12 protein-coding genes are annotated in these 20,410 nt (G+C 46.3%); 8 read left to right on the forward strand and 4 right to left on the reverse strand.

Features of this window, described 5'->3' with window-relative positions:
- Window positions 1–78 precede the first annotated feature (78 nt).
- Genes DDR33_RS08300 through DDR33_RS08335 form a run of 8 tightly spaced genes read left to right on the forward strand, consistent with a single transcriptional unit; the run spans window position 79 to window position 14,265 of the window.
- Complete coding sequence (locus DDR33_RS08300; protein ID WP_109415321.1) at window positions 79–2,211, forward strand: alpha-galactosidase; 2,133 nt, start codon at window positions 79–81, stop codon at window positions 2,209–2,211.
- An 8-nt stretch (window positions 2,212–2,219) separates the two neighbouring features.
- Window positions 2,220–4,211: a glycoside hydrolase family 97 protein gene (locus DDR33_RS08305; protein ID WP_109415322.1), complete on the forward strand. Its 1,992-nt coding sequence runs from the start codon at window positions 2,220–2,222 to the stop codon at window positions 4,209–4,211.
- Window positions 4,212–4,223: 12 nt separating this feature from the next.
- Window positions 4,224–6,011, forward strand: coding sequence for a glycoside hydrolase family 2 protein (locus DDR33_RS08310; protein WP_109415323.1), 1,788 nt, complete (start codon window positions 4,224–4,226; stop codon window positions 6,009–6,011).
- Window positions 5,995–7,290: an alpha/beta hydrolase family protein gene (locus tag DDR33_RS08315; RefSeq protein WP_202913688.1), complete on the forward strand. Its 1,296-nt coding sequence runs from the start codon at window positions 5,995–5,997 to the stop codon at window positions 7,288–7,290. The genes DDR33_RS08310 and DDR33_RS08315 overlap by 17 nt, the downstream gene beginning before the upstream one ends.
- A gap of 21 nt (window positions 7,291–7,311) precedes the next feature.
- Entirely contained in the window at window positions 7,312–8,511 is a 1,200-nt protein-coding gene (locus tag DDR33_RS08320) for a glycoside hydrolase family 88 protein (protein ID WP_109415324.1), read from the forward strand.
- A 23-nt stretch (window positions 8,512–8,534) separates the two neighbouring features.
- On the forward strand, window positions 8,535–11,267 hold the full coding sequence (locus DDR33_RS08325; protein ID WP_109415325.1) for a sugar-binding domain-containing protein: 2,733 nt from the start codon (window positions 8,535–8,537) through the stop codon (window positions 11,265–11,267).
- Between the two features lie 11 nt (window positions 11,268–11,278).
- Window positions 11,279–12,046: a hypothetical protein gene (locus tag DDR33_RS08330; protein WP_109415326.1), complete on the forward strand. Its 768-nt coding sequence runs from the start codon at window positions 11,279–11,281 to the stop codon at window positions 12,044–12,046.
- A 14-nt stretch (window positions 12,047–12,060) separates the two neighbouring features.
- A complete protein-coding gene (locus DDR33_RS08335) occupies window positions 12,061–14,265 on the forward strand; it encodes a glycoside hydrolase family 3 N-terminal domain-containing protein (RefSeq protein ID WP_109415327.1) in 2,205 nt (734 codons plus the stop codon).
- Window positions 14,266–14,316: 51 nt separating this feature from the next.
- Here DDR33_RS08335 and DDR33_RS08340 read toward each other — a convergent pair whose 3' ends face one another.
- The 4 genes from DDR33_RS08340 to DDR33_RS08355 form a co-directional block, all read right to left on the reverse strand.
- On the reverse strand, window positions 14,317–15,486 hold the full coding sequence (locus DDR33_RS08340; protein WP_202913689.1) for a PepSY-associated TM helix domain-containing protein: 1,170 nt from the start codon (window positions 15,484–15,486) through the stop codon (window positions 14,317–14,319).
- Window positions 15,487–15,503: 17 nt separating this feature from the next.
- Window positions 15,504–16,712 (reverse strand): DUF4374 domain-containing protein, encoded by a 1,209-nt coding sequence (locus tag DDR33_RS08345; RefSeq protein WP_109415328.1) that lies wholly within the window; start codon window positions 16,710–16,712, stop codon window positions 15,504–15,506.
- A gap of 22 nt (window positions 16,713–16,734) precedes the next feature.
- Window positions 16,735–19,146, reverse strand: coding sequence for a TonB-dependent receptor (locus tag DDR33_RS08350; RefSeq protein ID WP_202913690.1), 2,412 nt, complete (start codon window positions 19,144–19,146; stop codon window positions 16,735–16,737).
- Between the two features lie 76 nt (window positions 19,147–19,222).
- Complete coding sequence (locus DDR33_RS08355) at window positions 19,223–20,323, reverse strand: hypothetical protein (RefSeq protein ID WP_238387717.1); 1,101 nt, start codon at window positions 20,321–20,323, stop codon at window positions 19,223–19,225.
- Window positions 20,324–20,410 lie beyond the last annotated feature (87 nt).

Raw genomic sequence — 20,410 nt, forward strand, 5'->3', positions numbered from 1 at the left:
TCATGCGTAAGTACGACATCGCTTCGCAAACCATATAATAAACTATAATAATTGCACTTCAGCCAACCAATAAGTTTAATGAATGGAAAAATCAAACGAAAGACAATAATCAGGACTACCTTGACGGGAATTATACATCTCGCTGCACTTGTATGCTTCTCCAAAAACGCCGCCGGAAAGGAATTTGATGAAAAAAGTAACACTAGTCCGTCCACATACTACAGCCGTTTAAAGAACGACACGCTGGTTATCGGGAACAGATTAATAGAACGCAAATTTATCTGGAATAAAGGGAACGTCATCACTTACAGCCTGACAGATCAGTCGTCCGGACAGATCTGGGTGAACAAAACAAAAACTCCTGATTTTTATATCGGGAAAAATCAGGAACCGGTATCAAACACCTCATATAACTCCAGAGAAATAAAGGAGAACGCTATTCATCCGCCTTACCTGGAAACGGAGGTAAGCTTTTCGCTGGGAACCTTATATATTAAGAAAATATACCGTATCTACAGCGACAGCCCGGTAATTGCCTGTGATATTTACCTGAAGGGCAGCACAGACGTTATTCTTGAGGGAACGGCGGCAAATCCGGCTGATATGAAAAATATTGAGTTTGCCGAAGACATGAAGTCTAAGCAGGTAACCGCAATACTGGACCAGATAAAGCTCGACGGATTTCACTGGCAGACAAAGATTGTGGAGTTCTTCGATGTAACTGACTGGAACAACAACCTTGTGTCTGAACGTAAGATCATCCCATACCGGAAAAACACCTACAGAGGGAATCTTCTTTTCGCCCATAATAATGAAAATGATAAGGGGCTTTTCTTTCTGAAGGAAGCGCCATCCTCAAGTACACAACTGGCATATAACGGATACGACTTTACCACCGAATTCGGCCATTTTATGGTGAGCGGACTTGGGATGACCCAAAAAGATATTTCGCCCAATGAGTGGCGAAAAGCCTATGGCGTTGTCATGGGTGTTTACAGCGGATCAGAATTGAACCAGCTTACGGCCCTGCGAAGCTACCAGAAAAACATACGAAAGTTATTGCCGGAAAGAGATGAGATGGTGATGATGAATACCTGGGGCGACCGCAGCCAGGATTCGAAAGTAAACGAGAAATTCAGCCTGATAGAGGTGAACCGGGCGGCAGAGTTGGGCATCTCGCATTTCCAGATCGATGATGGCTGGCAATCAGGAAAGAGCCCCAATTCGGCGGTTGCAAAAGGCTCATTCAAAAATATCTGGGATAACCCGGACTATTGGAAACCAGATTCCGAAAAATATCCCAGGGGATTGCATCCTGTGGTGAAAAAAGGAAAAGAACTCGGGGTAGAGATTTGCCTCTGGTTTAATCCAAGTGTACAGAATGATTATGCCGACTGGAAAAAAGATGCAGAGGCCATCGTCGGCCTGTATAAGCAGTATGGTATCCGCACGTTTAAAATTGATGGTTTAGCTATTCCTACCAGGCAATCCGAGATCAATCTTCGCAAGCTATTCGACACTGTTCTCGAAAAGACAGACAACCAGGTAGTGTTTAACCTTGACGCTACGGCCGGACGCCGGGGCGGGTATCATACCTTTAATGAGTACGGAAATATTTTCCTCGAAAACCGTTATACCGACTGGCAGAATTATTATCCGTACTGGACATTGAGGAACCTGTGGCAGTTGTCGAAGTATGTCCCTGCTGAAAAGCTCCAGATAGAATTTCTGAATAAATGGAGAAATACTGCCAAATACGGCAGCGATATTTTTGCTCCGCAGCATTACTCCTTCGAATATTTATTCGCTACTACGATGGCCGGACAGCCGCTTGCCTGGTTTGAGGGGAGCGGTTTACCGAAAGAGGGCCTGAGCATCGGGCAACTGATCAAAGCATATAAAAAGGTGCAGCATGATTTCCATACAGGTGTCATTCTCCCAATCGGGGAAGAACCTTCCGGGAAATCCTGGACTGGCTTTCAGTCGGTAAAAGACGGTACAGGCTATTTCATCTTTTACAGGGAAAATACGCCGGACTCCGTTGGTTTTGTTAACACCTGGCTAACTGAAGGTACCCAGATAAAATGCACGCCCGTTTTAGGCAACGGAAAGGCCATGATCGCCACCACCAGCCGGAACGGCATCATTGAAGTCAAACTTCCTGATGTGAATGACTTTGTGATGTACCGTTACGAAATAATCCACCAATAAAAAGAACGATGAAGTACCTCCTTTTTACCATTTTCTTATTTACCCTCGTCACTGGTCTGCACGGGCAGAAAAAGTTTGAGTTAAAATCACCGGACGGCAAGCTTGCCGCAACTGTTTCCGCAGGGAGCCAGGTAAGCTACTCTGTCTCGTATGAAGGAGATATCCTTTTAAAGCCTTCCAGCCTTTCGATGGAACTGGACAAGGGAGTGACCTGGGGCAGAGACTCTAAGCTGCAAAACGCGAAAACAAGCTCTGTAAGGCAGGAGATAGATGCCCACTTCTACAAAAGGAATAAAATAACAGACCATTACAACGAACTGACCCTTCATTTCAGGGAGAATTTCAGCCTGATCTTCCGGGCTTACAATGAAGGCATCGCATACCGGTTCGTATCAACAGGAACCCGGGATATCATTGTAAAAAACGAGGAGGCCTCATTTAACTTTGACAAGGATTATTCTGCTTATGTTCCTTATGTAAAAGGGAAATTCAAAGATACCGAAAGTCAGTTCTTCAACTCATTCGAGAACGAATATACATACGCTCCATTGAGCAGGATGAACAGGGATAAGCTGGCTTTTACTCCTTTAGTGGTATGCCTGGATAAGGGAAGGAAGATCTGCCTCGCCGAGTCGGACCTCGAAAGCTATCCCGGAATGTTCCTCAGCAATAAGACCGGATCGCTATCACTCAGTTCCAGTTTCGCTCCATACCCCGCCGCTGCAGAACAGGGCGGGCACAACCAGTTGCAGCAGCTGGTGACCTCCCGGCAGCCTTACATCGCAAAGAGTAAAGCGAAATCCAGGTTTCCGTGGCGGATCATCATCGTTTCTGCAAAGGATAAAGAACTTGCAGATAACGACATGGTTTATAAGCTTGCATCCCCCACGCGGTTAACCGACCTGTCGTGGATCAAGCCGGGCAAGGTTGCCTGGGAATGGTGGAACCACTGGGGATTGTCGAATGTAGACTTCGAAGCCGGCGTAAATAACGATACCTATAAGGCATATATTGATTTTGCATCGAAGAACAAGATCGAATATGTGATACTCGATGAAGGCTGGGCAGTGAATCTGAAGGCCGACATGTTCAGTATAGTACCTGAAATAGACCTGAAAAACCTTGTAGCTTATGCGAATTCAAAGAATGTGGGTTTAATCCTGTGGGCCGGATATTATGCTTTCGAACGGGATATGGAACGGGTATGCAGGCATTATTCTGAAATGGGCATAAAGGGGTTCAAAATAGATTTTATGGACCGGGACGATCAGCAGATGGTCGATTTCCATTACCGTGCAGCGGTTACAGCTGCAAAGTACAAGATGCTGGTTGACTTTCACGGGACCTATAAGCCCACAGGGATCAACCGTACTTATCCGAACGTGATCAACTTCGAAGCCGTTCACGGGCTGGAACAAATGAAATGGACTGGTCCGGAGCTGGACCAGGTCACTTATGATGTCACCATGCCTTTTATCCGCATGGTAGCAGGGCCTGTAGATTATACGCAGGGAGCGATGCGTAACGCAACAAAGAGAACCCACCGCGGGATTAACGACGAGCCCATGAGCCAGGGTACCCGCTGCCGGCAGCTGGCAGAGTATGTCATATTCGAATCGCCTTTAAATATGCTGTGCGATAGTCCCACCAGCTACGAAAAAGAGCAGGAGTGCACGAACTTCATATCCGCTGTTCCCACGGTTTGGGACAATACAGTTGCCCTCGACGGAAAGATTGGTCAGTACCTGTCCATCGCACGCCGGAAGGCGGATGTTTGGTATGTGGGTGCTCTCACTAACTGGGATGCACGCAAGCTGGAACTTGACTTGTCATTCTTAGATGAAGGAGATTATATGGCGGAGGTTTACCGGGACGGGGCAAACGCGAACCGGATAGCATCGGATTATAAAAAAGAAACTATTGCGGTTCCTTCAAACCGGAAATTAACGGTGTCCATGGCACAAGGCGGGGGCTTTGCCATGAAAATATATAAAAAATAGGACCAGATTATCATGAAGCTACACACACTTACTACTATAGCGCTGATCCTTTCATGCTTATTTTTTTCGGATCTGTCTGCACAGCAAACCCTGGTAAATATCTACGGACGTAAGATGCAATCCTTAAACGGAAAATGGGATGCCATTATTGATCTGTATGCGCAGGGGCGCGGAAATAAGATCTATCTCAATAAAAAGCCTGAGGGAAAGACGGACTTTTATGAATATTCTTTTGAAAACGGTCTCCGGTTGAATGTTCCTTCCGACTGGAACAGCCAGGCGCCTGAACTTAAATATTATGAGGGAACGATCTGGTATGCGCGCAGATTCGATGCTGCAAAGGAAACCGGCAAACGCCTGTTCCTTTACTTCGGAGCTGTCAGTTACCGCTGCCGGATCTACCTGAACGGGCAGGAAATCGGTCAGCATGAAGGCGGTTTCACTCCTTTCCAGATAGAAGTAACGAAAGACGTTAAAGAGAAGGATAATTTCCTTGCGGTGGAAGTCAGCAATACACGAACAACCGATGCCATTCCCGCGATGTCTTTTGACTGGTGGAACTACGGGGGGATTACCCGGGATGTATTGCTGGTAAGCACACCAAATGTGTTTATTGAAGACTACTTCATCCAGCTGGATAAATATAAGGCTGATAAGATCGATGCACGGGTGAAACTATCAGAGAAGACCGCCAATGCGGCGGTGACAATCGAGATTCCCGAGCTGAAGATCAGGCAGACCCTGAAGACGGACCAAAACGGCGAGGTAAAAACTTCCTTTATATCCCGGAAGCTGGAACGCTGGTCGCCTCAGTCACCCAAACTCTATAAAGTGATTGTATCAGGTGTAAACGACAAGGTAGAGGAAACTATTGGCTTTCGTAATTTATGGGTGAAGGGAGAAGATATTTATCTGAATGATAAGCCGGTATTTATGAAAGCCATCTCCTTTCATGAAGAAATACCCCAAAGGAAGGGACGTGCTTTTTCTGAAGCTGATGCATACATGCTTCTTTCGGAAGCCAAAGCGCTTGGATGCAACCTGATCCGCCTGGCCCATTATCCGCAAAATGAATACACGGTAAGACTGGCGGAGAAGATGGGTTTCCTGCTGTGGGAAGAAATACCGGTATGGCAGGGCATTGATTTTAAGAATGAAGCGACCCGGGAGAAGGCGGGCAAGATGGCCAGGGAGATGGTCATTCGGGACAAGAACCGCTGTTCTCTGGCTTTCTGGGGAGTAGCGAATGAAACACAGCCTTCCGAAGCCCGGGATGCTTTCCTGAAATACCTGATCGCCAACTGCAAATCGATAGATACCACACGCCTGATAACGGCCGCCTGCGACCTGGTACGATTCGACCGGGAAAGACAGGTATTCACCATGAACGATCCTTTTATAAAAGAACTGGACGTAGTAGCTGTGAACAAATATATGGGCTGGTACCACCAGTGGCCTTTAGCACCGGATAAAGCGAAGTGGGATGTGGCAAGAGGAAAGCCGCTGATCATTTCGGAATTCGGGGGCGAGGCGCTTTACGGGAAGACAGGAGATGCTGACGTGGTCAGTTCCTGGAGCGAAGACTACCAGGCGACTCTTTACAGGGATAACCTGGAGATGTTTAAGCATATCCCAAACCTGCGGGGAACAGCGCCATGGATACTATTTGATTTCCGCTCCCCTTTTCGCCTCCACCCTACTAACCAGGATGGCTGGAACCGCAAAGGACTGGTATCGGACCAGGGACAGCGGAAGAAAGCGTGGTATTTAATGAAGGAATATTATGACAGTATTAAATAAGGCTCATAAAACAGGACTTATGAGGAACGCTTTTTTGCTGGCCCTTTTTCTTGGTGCGTTTTTTACGCTTAAAGCGCAGGAGCCTAATTATGATGAATCTAAAGTACCTGCCTATACATTGCCTGATCCTCTGAGAATGGAGAACGGCGATGAGGTGAACAGCCCGGCAAAATGGGTTGAACGCAGGGCGGAAATATTGAAGGTATTTGAAACCCAGGTGTATGGTAAAATGCCGGAACACCCGAAAGACCTGCACTTCCGGGTACTGTCTGAAGACCGCTATGCCCTCAGCAATATGGCCACGCGCAAAGAGGTTGCTGTTTATTTTACGAAAGATGAACAGCATTATATGACCATCCTGATGTATATCCCTAATAAACGGCGTGGCGAAGCACCGGTGTTCTTTGGATTGAATTTTAAGGGGAATCATACCATCTGCGATGATCCGGATATCACGGAATCGGTGACACGGATGAAGCCGCGTGAAGGAGGCAGTGAAAAACAGCCTGGAACATTTAAGCGCGGGGCTGAATCATCGCGCTGGCCGGTTGAGATGCTGATCGCCAACGGATACGCTGTGGCGACAGTTTATCGTGGAGATATTGATCCTGATTATGATGACGGTTTTCAAAACGGCGTGCATCCGCTATTCTATGGCAAAGGTCAAACCAGGCCGCGCGCAGATGAATGGGGCACACTTTCCGCCTGGGCATGGGGATTAAGCTGTGCCATGGACTATTTCGTAACAGATGAGGACATTGACAGTAAGAAAGTTGCTTTAGTGGGCCATTCGCGTCATGGGAAGACAGCATTATGGGCCGGAGCGATTGATCAGCGTTTTGCCATGGCGATATCCAACGACTCAGGCTGTGGCGGAGCTGCTATATCCAGGCGGAAGTATGGAGAAACGTTCAGCAAGGTCAATAGGCTCTTCCCCCACTGGTTCTGCGAAAATTTCAAGCAATACAACGATAAGGAAGAGCTTTTACCTGTCGATCAGCATGAACTGATCGCCCTGATGGCTCCCCGGCCGGTATATATAGCCAGCGCAATAGATGATAAATGGGCTGACCCGAAAGGAGAATTTCTTTCCGGGGTTCATGCTACTCCTGTCTACCGGTTACTGGGTCGTGAAGGTTTGAACGGCACGGGTCTTCCTACGGTTAACCAGCCCCTGATGCCGGGCTCAATCGGTTACCACGTGCGCTCGGGAAACCATGACATTACCCTTTACGACTGGGAACAGTTTGTAAAATTTGCTGACAAACATTTTAAATAACACACACATAATCCCATATCAATGAATAACATAACCTTGATTTTTATAATGGTTCTGGCAGGATTGGCATCCGGCAATAGCCAGCCAAAAAAAGACAAAGATCAGCCCTTAAAACAGGTTGTCGACCAGGCTTTCGTCCTTGCTGAAAAACAATCTTTATTAATGGCTGAAAAATACAAAAGCCAGGAAGGCAGGCTTCCAAAGACATACGAAAAGGGCAAAGACGTATCTTCTGATTCTCGGTGGTGGTGCAGCGGCTTCTTTCCCGGCTCGCTATGGTATCTCTATGGCAACAATAAGAATGCGGAAGTATTGAAGTACGCCCGGTTATATACCGGCCGGGTCGAGAGAGAGAAATACACTACCGATAACCACGATGTGGGCTTTATGATCTATTGCAGTTTTGGCAACGGCTACCGGTTAACCCATGACAATAGCTACAAAGAAGTCATGCTTACTGCTGCCAAATCGCTGAGTACCCGCTATAACCCGAAGGTCGGGCTTATCCGCTCCTGGGATCATAATAAAGATAAATGGCAATATCCGGTTATCATCGACAACCTGATGAACCTGGAACTTTTGCTTTGGGCGGCTAACCAGTCGGGGAACACCAAATTCAGGGAAATTGCTTTATCTCATGCCGATAAGACCATGAAACATCATTTCCGGCCGGACTACAGTTCTTACCATGTTGTATCCTATGATACTACTACCGGTCTGCCTCATCTGAAGCAAACTCACCAGGGGTATTCAGATCAATCTTCATGGAGCCGCGGACAGGCATGGGGATTATACGGGTATACCTATTTATACCGGGAAACAAAAGATAAACGCTACCTGGAACAAGCTAAAAATATTGCAAACTACCTGATCAATCATCCCAATATGCCGAAAGATTATATTCCATACTGGGATTATAACGCACCTGGTATCCCGGATACTTACAGGGACGTATCGGCAGCAACTGTTATGGCTTCGGCGCTGACTGAGCTTAGCGGGTATACCGGCAAGAAGCTTGCTCAAAAATACATGAAGATAGTGGAAACACAAATCAGGACACTGGCTTCACCTGAGTATACCGCCCAACCGGGAGAAAACGGATGCTTCATCCTGAAACATAGTGTCGGCTCTTACCCCGGCAAGTCGGAGGTCGATGTACCGCTCACCTATGCCGACTATTACTACCTGGAAGCGCTGAGCCGTTTGAAGAAAAAGATTTAAAGCATTTGAAGATAGAGACCGACATGAATCATACTATAAAAAGATACCTGAAGAGCTTTTTTATTATCCTTTTGTTTATTCAGATCAATCCACTTAAGGCGCAGACCATTGAGGTCGATCTATCGGGAACCTGGGGATTTCAAACAGACCTGATGGATTTCCGGAGAGGCTCTCTTTCTCCCCGTTACAATCACCTTTTGCAGGGAAAGATTGAACTTCCGGGGATCACCGACGATTACCAGATCGGTTATAAATCGCCTTACCGTTATATCGATCGCCTTACGCGGAAATATGAATATATGGGACCGGCATGGTACCAGCGGGACATTGAAATCCCGGCATCCTGGAAAGGGAAACGCATATTCATGTATTTCGAACGTACACACTGGCTTAGTTCTATTTATGTGGATACCAAGGAGGTGAGCAAAATCGATTATATAAGCGTACCGCATAATCACGATCTGACTGATTTTGTCAAACCAGGAAAATCGCATCGGATCACCGTCTGCATCGATAACAGATTCCAGTATAACACCCATAAATGGAATCATGCCCACACCGAGTTTACACAAATAAACTGGAACGGAATACTGGGGAAGATGAAGCTGATTGCAGTTGATCCGGTATACATTGATGATATCCAGGTTTATCCTAACATAGCGGACAAATCTGTGAAAGTACGGCTGCAAATTAATAACGACACTAAGAAAGCCATAAACGGCGGCGCCGTATTTAAAATATCAGGAACAAATTACAGCCTCAGCAAGGAGGTTCAGGTGGTCTGCAAGGATTCGGTGACCTTTATCGAAAGCATCATTCAACTGGGTAAAAACATCAAATTGTGGGACGAGTTCAATCCGAACCTGTATACGATCAGCTGCCAGCTGAAGACCTCAGATGATAAAGTTAACTATCAGCATGAGAAATCCGCGACTTTCGGAATGCGGGAAGTGAAACAGGGTAAGAATCACGTACTGATCAATAACCGGCCTGTTCACCTGAGGGGAAATGTTGAAAACGCGGTGTTCCCGAAGACAGGACATGCACCGGTAGACGACGCATCATGGGAGCGGATCATGTTGCTGATGAAGGAGTATGGCATGAATCATCTCCGCTTTCATTCCTGGTGTCCACCAGAGGCGGCCTTCCGCATGGCTGATAAACACGGGATCTACTTTGAAGTAGAAATGCCTATGTGGGGTAAAGATGCCGAGCCTGATGAAGCCCGCTACAATTTTTTCCGCAGGGAGATTAAGGCCATTTTAAAGGAATATGGCAATCACCCTTCATTTGTGTTGTATTGTAATGGAAATGAAATTACCGGCAACTTTGATTTTATAGAAGAGCTTACCGCAGAAGGCAGAAAACTCGATCCCCGTCACCTGTACAGCGGATCTACCGCCCGTACGCGGGTAAAGTCAGACCAGTATTACGTGTCGCAGCAAACCAACAAAGGGCCGGTAAAGGTCTATGAAGGCTTGCCGGAGACGGATTGGGACCGGAATACAGAATCGGATGTGGATGTGCCCGTGATATCACATGAATCAGGTCAGCGTTGTATTTACCCGAACTTCGAAGAAATAAAAAAATATGCGAACAGTCCCGTTGAAGCCCGCAACTTCGAGGTATTTAAAGAAATGCTGGAAAAAAACGGGATGGGAGATCAGGCTCACGACTTTTTCCGGGCATCGGGAGCACTGACGGTGCTGGAATACAAAGCCGTTATTGAAGCTCTTCTGCGTTCATCAAAATCAGCCGGATTCCAGCTGCTGTCTATCAATGACTTTCCGGGGCAGGGTTATGCGCCTGTAGGCATTCTTGATCCTTTCTGGGATTCAAAAGGCCTGGTTACTCCTGAAAAGTTCAGGGAGTTCTGCGCTCCGCGGGTTGCACTGCTGCGCTATGATAAAAGCGCATATTTCAACGATGAGACCTTTAAGGGCAAAGCTGAAGTGTATAACTTCAGCAATTCTGAGATTAAAAATGCTAAGCTGAAGTGGTGGCTGACGGATGATGCAGGCAAGGTGCTTAAAAAGGGAAATCTTAAAACGCAAACCATTGCCAATGATAACGTCTCCCCTATCGGCGAATTTTCAATAGCGTTGAATGGCATTACTGTGGCGCAAAAGCTGGCTGTGCACCTCTCTGTAAATGACCAGGTTAAAAACAGCTGGAATATCTGGGTGTATCCTAAAAATAAATCGTTGATGCAGTCCACCGATCAGGTGCTCTACACCACTGTGTATGACGATGCAGCCCAAAAGCAGCTTGCTGCGGGGAAGACTGTGGTGCTATGCCCGATGCCTAATAATGTAAAAGGAAGAAAATCTATTTTCCATAACCATTTCTGGAATCCTATCATGTTTGCATGGCCACCGATGACGATCGGTTGTCTGATTCACCAGGAAGAACCTGTATTTAAAGACTTTACAACCTCCTATCATACAGACTGGCAGTGGTGGGACATTTTAAACAATGCTAAAGTGATTGAAATGCAGGATACGCCTGGCCAGCTACGCCCATTTATACAGGTGATAGACAGCTATGATAATAATCAGAAGCTGGGGATCGGGTTTGAAGCAAAAGTGAAGGGTGGCAAATTACTGGTTCTGGCGGTAGACACTCAAAAAGATATGGATAAACGGCCAGCTACACAGCAGTTGCTGCGGAGCATCGACAACTATGTAAAGAGCGACAAATTTGCTCCTAAAGTTGCGGTGGAAGAGTCATTCATCCAGTCATTCTTAATTAAATAAACAGATAAATTATGATCAGGATATTTGTATTGGGGCTCGTGGTATTTTTTTATACTCCTCTCCTGAGCCAGGAAATCACCCTGGATCAAACAGCTTCTTTAGAGCAGGCGTATATTGATTCTGTAAAGTCGGAAAACCTGCTGCCGATGAACGACCTGAATATAGAGTCAGGATATGTATTATATCAGTCTGAAATTTCAACTGAATCGGAAAGTGCGGAGCTGGAACTGGAGAATGTGCGTGATTATGCAGCCGTCTATGTAGATGGTAAATTGAAGGGAACACTGACGGATAATCAAAAAAAGATAGGTCTCGAAACGGTTCCGGGAAAACATCAGCTACAGTTATATGTCGAAAATATCGGGCGGATCACCTATGGCCCCGAGATATTGGATAACTCGAAAGGGCTGTTCGGAAGCGTCACGCTGAATGGAGAAGAGATCAGAAACTGGACCATCACCCCAATAAATGTAAGGAATTGTCCCGTTAAAAATCTTACTTTCAGCCCGGACACCAATAGCCAGGTACCTTGTTTTTATAAGGGTACCTTTAACCTTAGCTCTGTACGGAATACGAATCTTGACATATCCGGCTGGGGAATGGGGGAAGTATGGATCAATAACAAATATGTAGGAGCGTACTGGGAGCAGGAAAAACAACAGTCCATAAAAATACAAGCGGGTGATTTGGTGCAGGGCAATAATGAAATTGTTGTCTTTGAATTAAAGAACAATCAGAAAAATACAATGAAACTATCGGAAACTCCTGTTTTCAAATAGACATACATGCAATTATGAAAAAAACTCTCATATACTGTTTACTGGTTCTGCTTATTCCGGCCGCTTCTCCTGCGGCAGGTGATAAAGAAAAACCGCTATACAAAGATCCGAAACAGCCTGTTGAAAAGCGGATTGAAGATTTGTTGTCGCGAATGACCATAGAGGAGAAAGTTTTGCAGCTAAATCAATATACCCTCGGAAGGAATGATAATGCAAATAATATGGCTGACCCCGTTAACGATATTCCGGGAGGGGTAGGTTCTCTCATCTATTTCAGCAGTAACCCTGAGTTGCGTAACAGGGTACAGAAAAAAGCAATGGAACAGACCCGGCTGGGCATTCCTATCCTGTTCGGATACGATGTTATACATGGGTATCGCACGATATACCCTATATCTCTGGGCCAGGCATGTTCATGGAACCCCGGCCTGGTAGAAAAGGCATGTGCGGTGGCTGCCCAGGAATCAAGAATGTCGGGAGTAGACTGGACCTTTTCGCCGATGATCGATGTCGCACGTGACGGGCGCTGGGGAAGAGTTGCAGAAGGGTACGGCGAAGATCCCTATACAAATGCGGTATTTGCGGTTGCTTCTGTGAAAGGCTATCAGGGCAACGACATGTCGGGCACAAACAAGGTGGCAGCTTGCCTGAAACATTATATTGGCTACGGCGCGTCGGAAGCGGGCAGGGATTACGTCTATACCGAGATCTCCCGGCAAAGCCTGTGGGATACTTACATGCTGCCATACGAAGAGGGAGTAAAGGCAGGAGCGGCTACTTTGATGAGCTCCTTTAATGATATAAGCGGCGTTCCTGGTTCGGCGAACCACTATACCCTGACTGAAATTTTAAAGAATAGATGGAAGCATGATGGCTTCGTTGTATCAGACTGGGGCTCGATAGAGCAGCTTCGTCCGCAGGGGGTCGCCGCGGATAAGAAAGAAGCGGCCTTGAAAGCATTCAGTGCCGGTGTGGAGATGGATATGATGAACCGTTGCTATGACAACCATCTCGCGGATCTTATTAAAGAGGGAAAATTGACTAAAGAACAACTCAACGACGCAGTGAGACGCGTACTCAGGGTAAAGTTCAGGTTAGGGTTGTTTGAACGGCCTTATACGCCAGCCAGTTCTGAAAAAGCGAGGTTCTATCTTCCGGAAAGCTTGAAGATCGCTGAACAGTTAGCTGAAGAATCTATTGTACTTCTTAAGAATAAGGACAAAGCTCTGCCACTATCGAAAGTCTCTAAGTTAGCCGTGATCGGTCCTATGGCAAAAAGCCAATGGCATTTGCTTGGTTCGTGGGCTGCGCAGGGTAAGGCGGAAGATATTACGACGATCTATGATGCTTTGCAAGCGGAATATAAAGGCAAAGCGGAGGTTTCCTACTCCCTGGGCTGTGATTTTGACGGCAAAGACAAATCGGGATTTGAAGAAGCAAAAGCCCTGGCTTCAAAATCGGATGTGATCCTGCTCTGCCTGGGAGAAAAGAAAAACTGGAGCGGCGAGAATGCTTCCCGGTCCACCATAGCCCTGCCCGGTATACAGGAGGAACTGGTGATGGAACTTAAAAAGCTTGGGAAACCTGTGATACTGATACTGTCAAACGGTCGCCCTCTGCAGCTTAACCGGTTAGAGCCATTGAGTGATGCTATTCTTACCATGTGGCAGCCCGGTACTCCGGGAGGTAAGCCCCTTGCAGGAATCATATCAGGAAGGGTAAATCCGTCGGGGAAACTATCTATGACATTCCCCTACTCTACTGGCCAGATCCCTGTTTATTACAATCACAGGCAAAGTGCCCGTCCTCACCAGGGCAAGTACCAGGATATACCCAGCACCCCCTTATACGAATTTACTCATGGACTGAGCTATACAACATTCCAGTATGGGGAGATAAAGGTTTCATCACCGAAACTGAAGCGCAGCGATAAGCTCTCAATTGAGATCCCCGTTACGAATACGGGAGACAGGGATGGTTCAGAAACGGTACATTGGTTTATATCAGATCCTGTATCTTCCATATCCCGTCCTGTGAAAGAGCTTAAGTATTTCGAAAAGAAACTGATAAAGAAAGGGACAACGGTGAACTACCGCTTTGAAGTAAACCTGGAACGGGATTTAGGATTTGTTGACGGGGATGGGAAACGGTTCCTGGAACCTGGAGAATATTACGTGATCGTGAAAGATAAGAAGGTTAAGATTGAAATAGAGGATTAAAACGAGAAGAGGGCATTCAAACTTTGGATGTCCTCTTCTTTAAATTCTATTCTAGAATGCTTGTGATGCTCTTTTCTTCTTCTTACCCCACCAGATGTAAAATCCGGTAATGGGCAGACTGGCACAGATCAGGCTGGCAATGAAATACAGCCATTTGGTAACAGTTCCGCCTATGTAGCCAGTATGCAGAGCAAAATTTGAACGCATCATCCATTTGGATGGTACCTCCAGAGATATTTTCTCCTGTGAGTTCGATAAAAGATCAAGCGTCTCCTTGTCAAAGTAAAGTTCCCGCCAGGTACCGTTTTGCATGTCTGTACAGGCATAGATGGAGGTAGCCTCTTCTTTTGGATAGTGGATACTGATCTGGAAGGGATCTTTTTCCCCTAACTCACGGGTTACCTTATGCCAGATAGCATCAATTTTTCCATCCATTTTCTGCGGAAGCTCTGCATTCCATTCCCGGATGCTGCGTACTTCCTCCCGCTTATCCTGCCCTCCCAATAAATGGTATACAGCATTACGCACGGGCAGGAAACCCATCAATACTCCTGTAAATGCCATCAGCACGCCGATCGTCAGAGAATAGAAACCCAGTACATTGTGCAGGTCATAGTTAACACGTTTCCATTTCGCCCGCCAGTTTATGGTAAAGGCCTGCCTGACATGACGTATATTCCACTTTTTAGGCCACCAAAGTACCATCCCGGTAATGAGCAGGACAAAGAAGATCACCGTACACCAGGTTACAAAAGATCGTCCGGCTTCGGGAGGCAGCCAAAGATTTCTATGGCCTTCATCGATCAGATGAAAGAAATTCTCATGATCTTCCAGCGCCAGTACCCTGCCGGTGTAGGGATTAGCGAATATCAGGGAATCGGAATGCTCCGGTGTAATTTTCACCGGAGCGTCCAACCCATAATACCAGAAGCGGCGGATCTCCATGTCGGGCAGCTGCTGCTGCACGCGTGAACGGATAACAGAAGGAGGCAGCAAGTGCGCTTCGCCCTTCACCTCTATATTCCACCAGGGCCTGGACAGCTGCGTAATTTCCTGCTCAAAGACCAATAAACATCCAGTAAGGCTGATCAGGACAATAGGAATGCCCGTCACGATCCCAACCCAAAGGTGAAACCAGTCGTTGAAACGCCGTAATAAAGACGCTTTTTTGTTTGCCGGCGGCTTACTTTTTTTGCTTACTGATGGTGCATCTGGCATCATTCTATGAAATCTGTACGTTACTGTAATTTATCGATACGTGAAAAAGAGGTATACCCTCCCTGGATCTGAAGACCCTTCGTTACTTTATCTGTATTTGAGTCGTAGATCCAGATGTAGTCGGTCCCCTGCCCTGATAAAACCGCGATATAGGCCTTACCATTTTCTACATAAACATTCCGCTCTCCTGAGGCACCTGATGGGATTTCAGTGAGTTTGCGAAGCTCTTTTCCCGTGGTTAAATTGAGGATGGCATAGCCAAATTTAGTATTGCTGTTTCCTGGTGCTTCCTGATATTTAATGATCGCTTTACCATTTCCGAGGTTCATAAATAAACCGGCTGCTGCTTCATGGCCCAGTTCTGCCTGAACATCCAAAAGGTAGGATGCATCCAGTTCATCCGATCCGGCTTTGATACGATAGATATTTTTCGGAGACGAAGTTCCGTCATCCTTCCAAACTCCGTTCCAGCTGGTCAGAAAATACATATCCCCTTTTTCGTCCACGAAAGAGGTTGCAAAATAGCCTGAAGTATTTCCTACCCCTGCGGTACGGGTGTCGGTAGAAACACGAGTGACGCTGAATGCCGGATAAGAAACGGCCAGGGTATTGAAACGTGGGTACAGCTGGTAGTCAGATGTATTCTGATAGGCAATTGAAAAAAACAATTTACCATCTTTATACTGTATATCTCCACCGACACGATACTTGTGTCCATCCGGGCGGTCAGGCAGACCACTTACCGTTCCGTTGGTAATATCTAAGTCATTAACCTTGATAATGGAATAATTGATCGCGCTGGCAGCCGCGTTGGCGCCGATAATAACGAGCGTATTATCGTCAATCCATGTATGGCCAGCCAGGGAAGCTAAGTTAGTCAGGGGAACCTCTCTTACGGTAGACACTGCACCATTTACTAACTGGTATTTCCCGAAACGGCCCTCGGCAGTGTTATAGAAATAATAATAACCGGCGCGGGTAATGACCGAATTGTTCAGCTTGGTGGTCACATCGATACCATTACCTTCAAGCTTTACAGCGCCTTCGTTCAAATTATTAACACCGAGGATATAATAGCTGGTATTAGGCCAGCTTCCCAGCTGGGTCCAGATAGCAAATTCAGATCCGGCTTCCGGATCTTCCGGTTTAGCACCATCATCACTGCTACAAGAAGTAAAGCTTAAGGCCAAATATGCGGCCGCGAAGAAAAATTTGCAGAATTTATTCATGATCTATAGTTTAAAATGTGAGTTACTTCAGGAAATACCGGAACTTGACATAGAAAGCCCTCCCGGGTTTTTGCAGCCTGAAATTGTCATAAAGAGTTTCATCTGTCAGATTCCGGCATTCGAGGGACAGGTTATACCTTCCCTGTTCCATGGAGTAGGCCAGTAAGAGGCTGTGGACCAGTTGCCGGGGAATTGTAACCAGGGAGTTCGCCGTAGCAAAACCTTCCCATGAACGATAAAACCAGTGAGTATAATAGGTCATCCAATTGAACTGCAAGCGGTTTCCTTTTGTCAGGACATCGTTTTTGCCAAGGCTCAAATCAAGATTTCCGAACAACCAGGGCTGGTTGGGAACCTTATTTTTGTAGGTAGCTGATATGGCTCCACTCGCATCATTTTTGACATACTTCGTGTTATCTATGGCATGCTGGTAAGTGACATTCAGAACGGCACTGAACAGAGATGAGTAGCGGTAACGAAGTTCGGATTCCACTCCTCTGATCTGTACATTGGACAGGTTCTCATATCGCATCTGATTATTATCATACTGGTTAACATATATGAATCCCTTAGCGTCCCGGTAAAATCCGGATGCTTCGGCAAACCATTCATGCTTACCAAAAGTCTGCCCGTAAAAGGCGCCCAGGTTGATATTATCGCCCGACTCTGGTTTCAGGTCCAGGTTGTTCATAAGCTGGTAGCCATCTCCGTATACTTCATTAACATCCTGTAAGCGATAGGTATGTTCGTAAGACGCCTTGATTCCCAGGTTTTCCCAGAGCTTATAAACTGATGCCAGGCCATAGCCAAAGTATTCCTGGTAACTGTGTACATTGACGAAGCCGCCTGCGTTGTAATCGTTTTGTTTTTTGTTCAGGGTCAGTCCGTAGTACTTGCCCATAAAGGTATTGGTCCAGCGTTCGCTCAGTTTCTGCTCATAGCCCAGGCCCAGAATGTGCTTCCCCAATTTACCGGGCATAGTGTCTTCATCTTCGAACAGGGCGTTAAATGTCCGGTTTTCCACCTGATCGAAGCTATAATTGAGGTTCAGGTTGTGTCCCTCAGCCAACAGGTAATTCGCATTTAACCTGCTAAAATACCGGGGCCTTTCTACATGCGTAAGCCGGAAACTTCCTGTCTCTGGATTCCCATCCGTATAGGTTCCATCCCAGCTGTATCGTTTCAGGGTAGTATCAGCCAGCACATAGTTGTCTTTCGAATAAGTTGCATACAGCCCCAGGTCGAGCCTGTTGTTAAACAGGTTCGCTTTCCGGTAGCGCATACTTATATTGCGGCCATCTCCGTCACGTGTGACCGCGCCGTATACAATGCTCTGCCGTACTCCTGTTTGTACCTGCTTGTCGTAATTAGTATACCCTAATCCAATGAAGAGAATGTCTGCCCAGGGCTTATTAACCAACCCGATCTCCGCCTGTGCCATCACCGAACGGTAGCGATCATGGAAACGGGGAAGGTCACGCTCCACATAGAGCTTCTGTTGCGCGTCCCAGACTTCCACGTCTTTCATCCTGTAATTATTTTTAGAGTAATTATAGAAAGCGCTGCCTTTGAGCACCAGGCCTGAAGACGGGAAGACATATTGTCCGGTCAACGCCGACTGATTGGTTTGAAAGGAGCTATAGCTATGGCTGATATCGAGATAATTGCCGGGGGCTTTATTAGTAACGATATTAACTGAGCCGCCCAGCGCATCAGATCCGAGAGATACAGGAGCAACACCTTTATATACTTCAATACGTTCGGCTATGTTAACAGGGATATTATTCAGGTTCATAGCACTGCCCATCACCTCGAGGGGTATACCATCTAAAAAGAACTTGACTGACTTGCCTGACAGTCCGCTGATAGAAAAATCAAAATCGGAACCAACACCTCCCTGCTCCCGCATTTTAATTCCCGTTGTCCGGTTAAGCACCTGCCCCAGGTCGGTACTCTGATTAGCGAAATGCCGCGCATCAATGGCATTCACGGCAAAGCCCTGCTCTTTCAATTGCCGTGTCTCTGATTTCCCCCGAACCTGAGCCTCTTCCAGGGCATTCGTATTAGCCGCCAGGATAATTCGCAGGGACCTGGCGCTCTGACCATTGCCGATGCTTACGCTTTTCTCCAGGCTCTGGTAACCTATAGATGAAAAAACCAGGATAAAGGTACCAGCCTGTGGCAGCTGTAAATTGAACTCCCCTTTTCTATCGGATTGAGTACCGAAAGAAAGCCCTTTAACGGAAATGCTCACAGCTTCCAGCGGAAGTCCTTCCAAATCCGAGATTTTCCCGGATAAAGTATGCTTCGGCTGAGCCTGTGCAAATGAAATAATAAGAATACAGAAAATGACAATATTGCTAAACAGGTATTTTTTTATGCACATATTTTGATTATCTATAATCAGGAACATTCTTCCCGATAACCAAGACATAGTTGCATAAGTGATCCCTCACTGCAATAGAATATGATTTTTTTTAGAATTAATTTAAATAAGGTTAAAAAGCGACTTAATCGTATAGTTTTTCTAACCGGAAAATATAGTCAATATTGCCTTCCAGATGCAGGCCTTTGGTGAGGGACCGGTCTTGGGGACGGTAAATCCAGACATCATTGTTCCCCTTTCCATCGTTGATCGTAATATAAGCCCGTTCATTCCGGATCAGAACACAGGTACGGGAACTTCCCCTGTCTAATGGCAAATTCAATTTGTGCACTTCCCGGGTAAGCAGGTTTACTTCGTGATATTCGATATGTGCAAGGAGGTAATGTTCTTCATAAGTCCTGAAGAGATCCTTTCGTTCACTCCGGACAAGGGCCTTATGATTCCCAAGATACCAGAGGCCATAAGCATGGTTCTGTATAGGTGATTGAGAAATATTAAAAAACCAGGCACGGTCTAACTGTTGTTCGTTTGCTTTAATACGGTAAATGGCCGTCGGCTGATCCGGGTTGGCTCCCCGTGCAATGCCGGGACATGACAGGAAATAAAAGTCGCCTTTCTCGTCCACAAAAGTATTCTGCTGAGCCGTGTTCACGTTACCAGGATAAGTGGAACGCGGATCCTTTTCTATATTCAGCAGCTTCATTTCAGGATAAGACATCCGGGCTATGTATACGGTGTCGGACGAACCATAGCCTCTTTCTTCATTGTTAAAATGATAGGTATACCCCATCCATAGCTGATTGCCCCTCCAAAGTTCAAACCCGACAGACATATTATCGAATAATGCACGAGGAGGCGGAAGAGGTAATTGATCCGTAACGACCGACATGTCCCGGACATTTACTTTGGCGTAACGTTTTGGGTTTCTCCCTACACTGTGATTGACGAGAAAAACGGTGTCTGCATTGATAAACAATGCATTGTCCGGATAGCTGAAACCCTTAAGATGAACCGAGTCCAAACGTTCAAAACGGGAATCTTCGATCCGTCCCCTGATGAAATACTCCGTTTTCGGATCTACATAATAATAATAGCCATTTTTTACCAGCATATAGTACCAGATGCGCGGCGGGTGATCCAGCAATACGCCTTTTTCTATCGGGTTAGCAGCTCCCGCATCCAGGCTGTCGGTTTGCCACAGATATTGCTTCTGATCTTTGCTCATAACAAAGAAACTATACTTTTTATGCCCGGCTGGATCCTTCTTTCTGCAAGCTCCTATAGTTGAAAGCAAGCTACCTATGAGAAATGC

The organism is Pararcticibacter amylolyticus (assembly GCF_003130405.1).
Lineage (GTDB): Bacteria > Bacteroidota > Bacteroidia > Sphingobacteriales > Sphingobacteriaceae > Arcticibacter > Arcticibacter amylolyticus.

What these genes read in the sequence shown, in the direction of transcription:
- DDR33_RS08300 (WP_109415321.1), top strand. Translation starts at nt 79, where the DNA reads ATGAATGGAAAAATCAAACGAAAGACAATAATCAGGACTACCTTGACG.
- DDR33_RS08305 (WP_109415322.1), top strand. Translation starts at nt 2,220, where the DNA reads ATGAAGTACCTCCTTTTTACCATTTTCTTATTTACCCTCGTCACTGGT.
- DDR33_RS08310 (WP_109415323.1), top strand. Translation starts at nt 4,224, where the DNA reads ATGAAGCTACACACACTTACTACTATAGCGCTGATCCTTTCATGCTTA.
- DDR33_RS08315 (WP_202913688.1), top strand. Translation starts at nt 5,995, where the DNA reads ATGACAGTATTAAATAAGGCTCATAAAACAGGACTTATGAGGAACGCT.
- DDR33_RS08320 (WP_109415324.1), top strand. Translation starts at nt 7,312, where the DNA reads ATGAATAACATAACCTTGATTTTTATAATGGTTCTGGCAGGATTGGCA.
- DDR33_RS08325 (WP_109415325.1), top strand. Translation starts at nt 8,535, where the DNA reads ATGAATCATACTATAAAAAGATACCTGAAGAGCTTTTTTATTATCCTT.
- DDR33_RS08330 (WP_109415326.1), top strand. Translation starts at nt 11,279, where the DNA reads ATGATCAGGATATTTGTATTGGGGCTCGTGGTATTTTTTTATACTCCT.
- DDR33_RS08335 (WP_109415327.1), top strand. Translation starts at nt 12,061, where the DNA reads ATGAAAAAAACTCTCATATACTGTTTACTGGTTCTGCTTATTCCGGCC.
- DDR33_RS08340 (WP_202913689.1), bottom strand. Translation starts at nt 15,486, where the DNA reads ATGATGCCAGATGCACCATCAGTAAGCAAAAAAAGTAAGCCGCCGGCA.
- DDR33_RS08345 (WP_109415328.1), bottom strand. Translation starts at nt 16,712, where the DNA reads ATGAATAAATTCTGCAAATTTTTCTTCGCGGCCGCATATTTGGCCTTA.
- DDR33_RS08350 (WP_202913690.1), bottom strand. Translation starts at nt 19,146, where the DNA reads ATGTCTTGGTTATCGGGAAGAATGTTCCTGATTATAGATAATCAAAAT.
- DDR33_RS08355 (WP_238387717.1), bottom strand. Translation starts at nt 20,323, where the DNA reads ATGAGCAAAGATCAGAAGCAATATCTGTGGCAAACCGACAGCCTGGAT.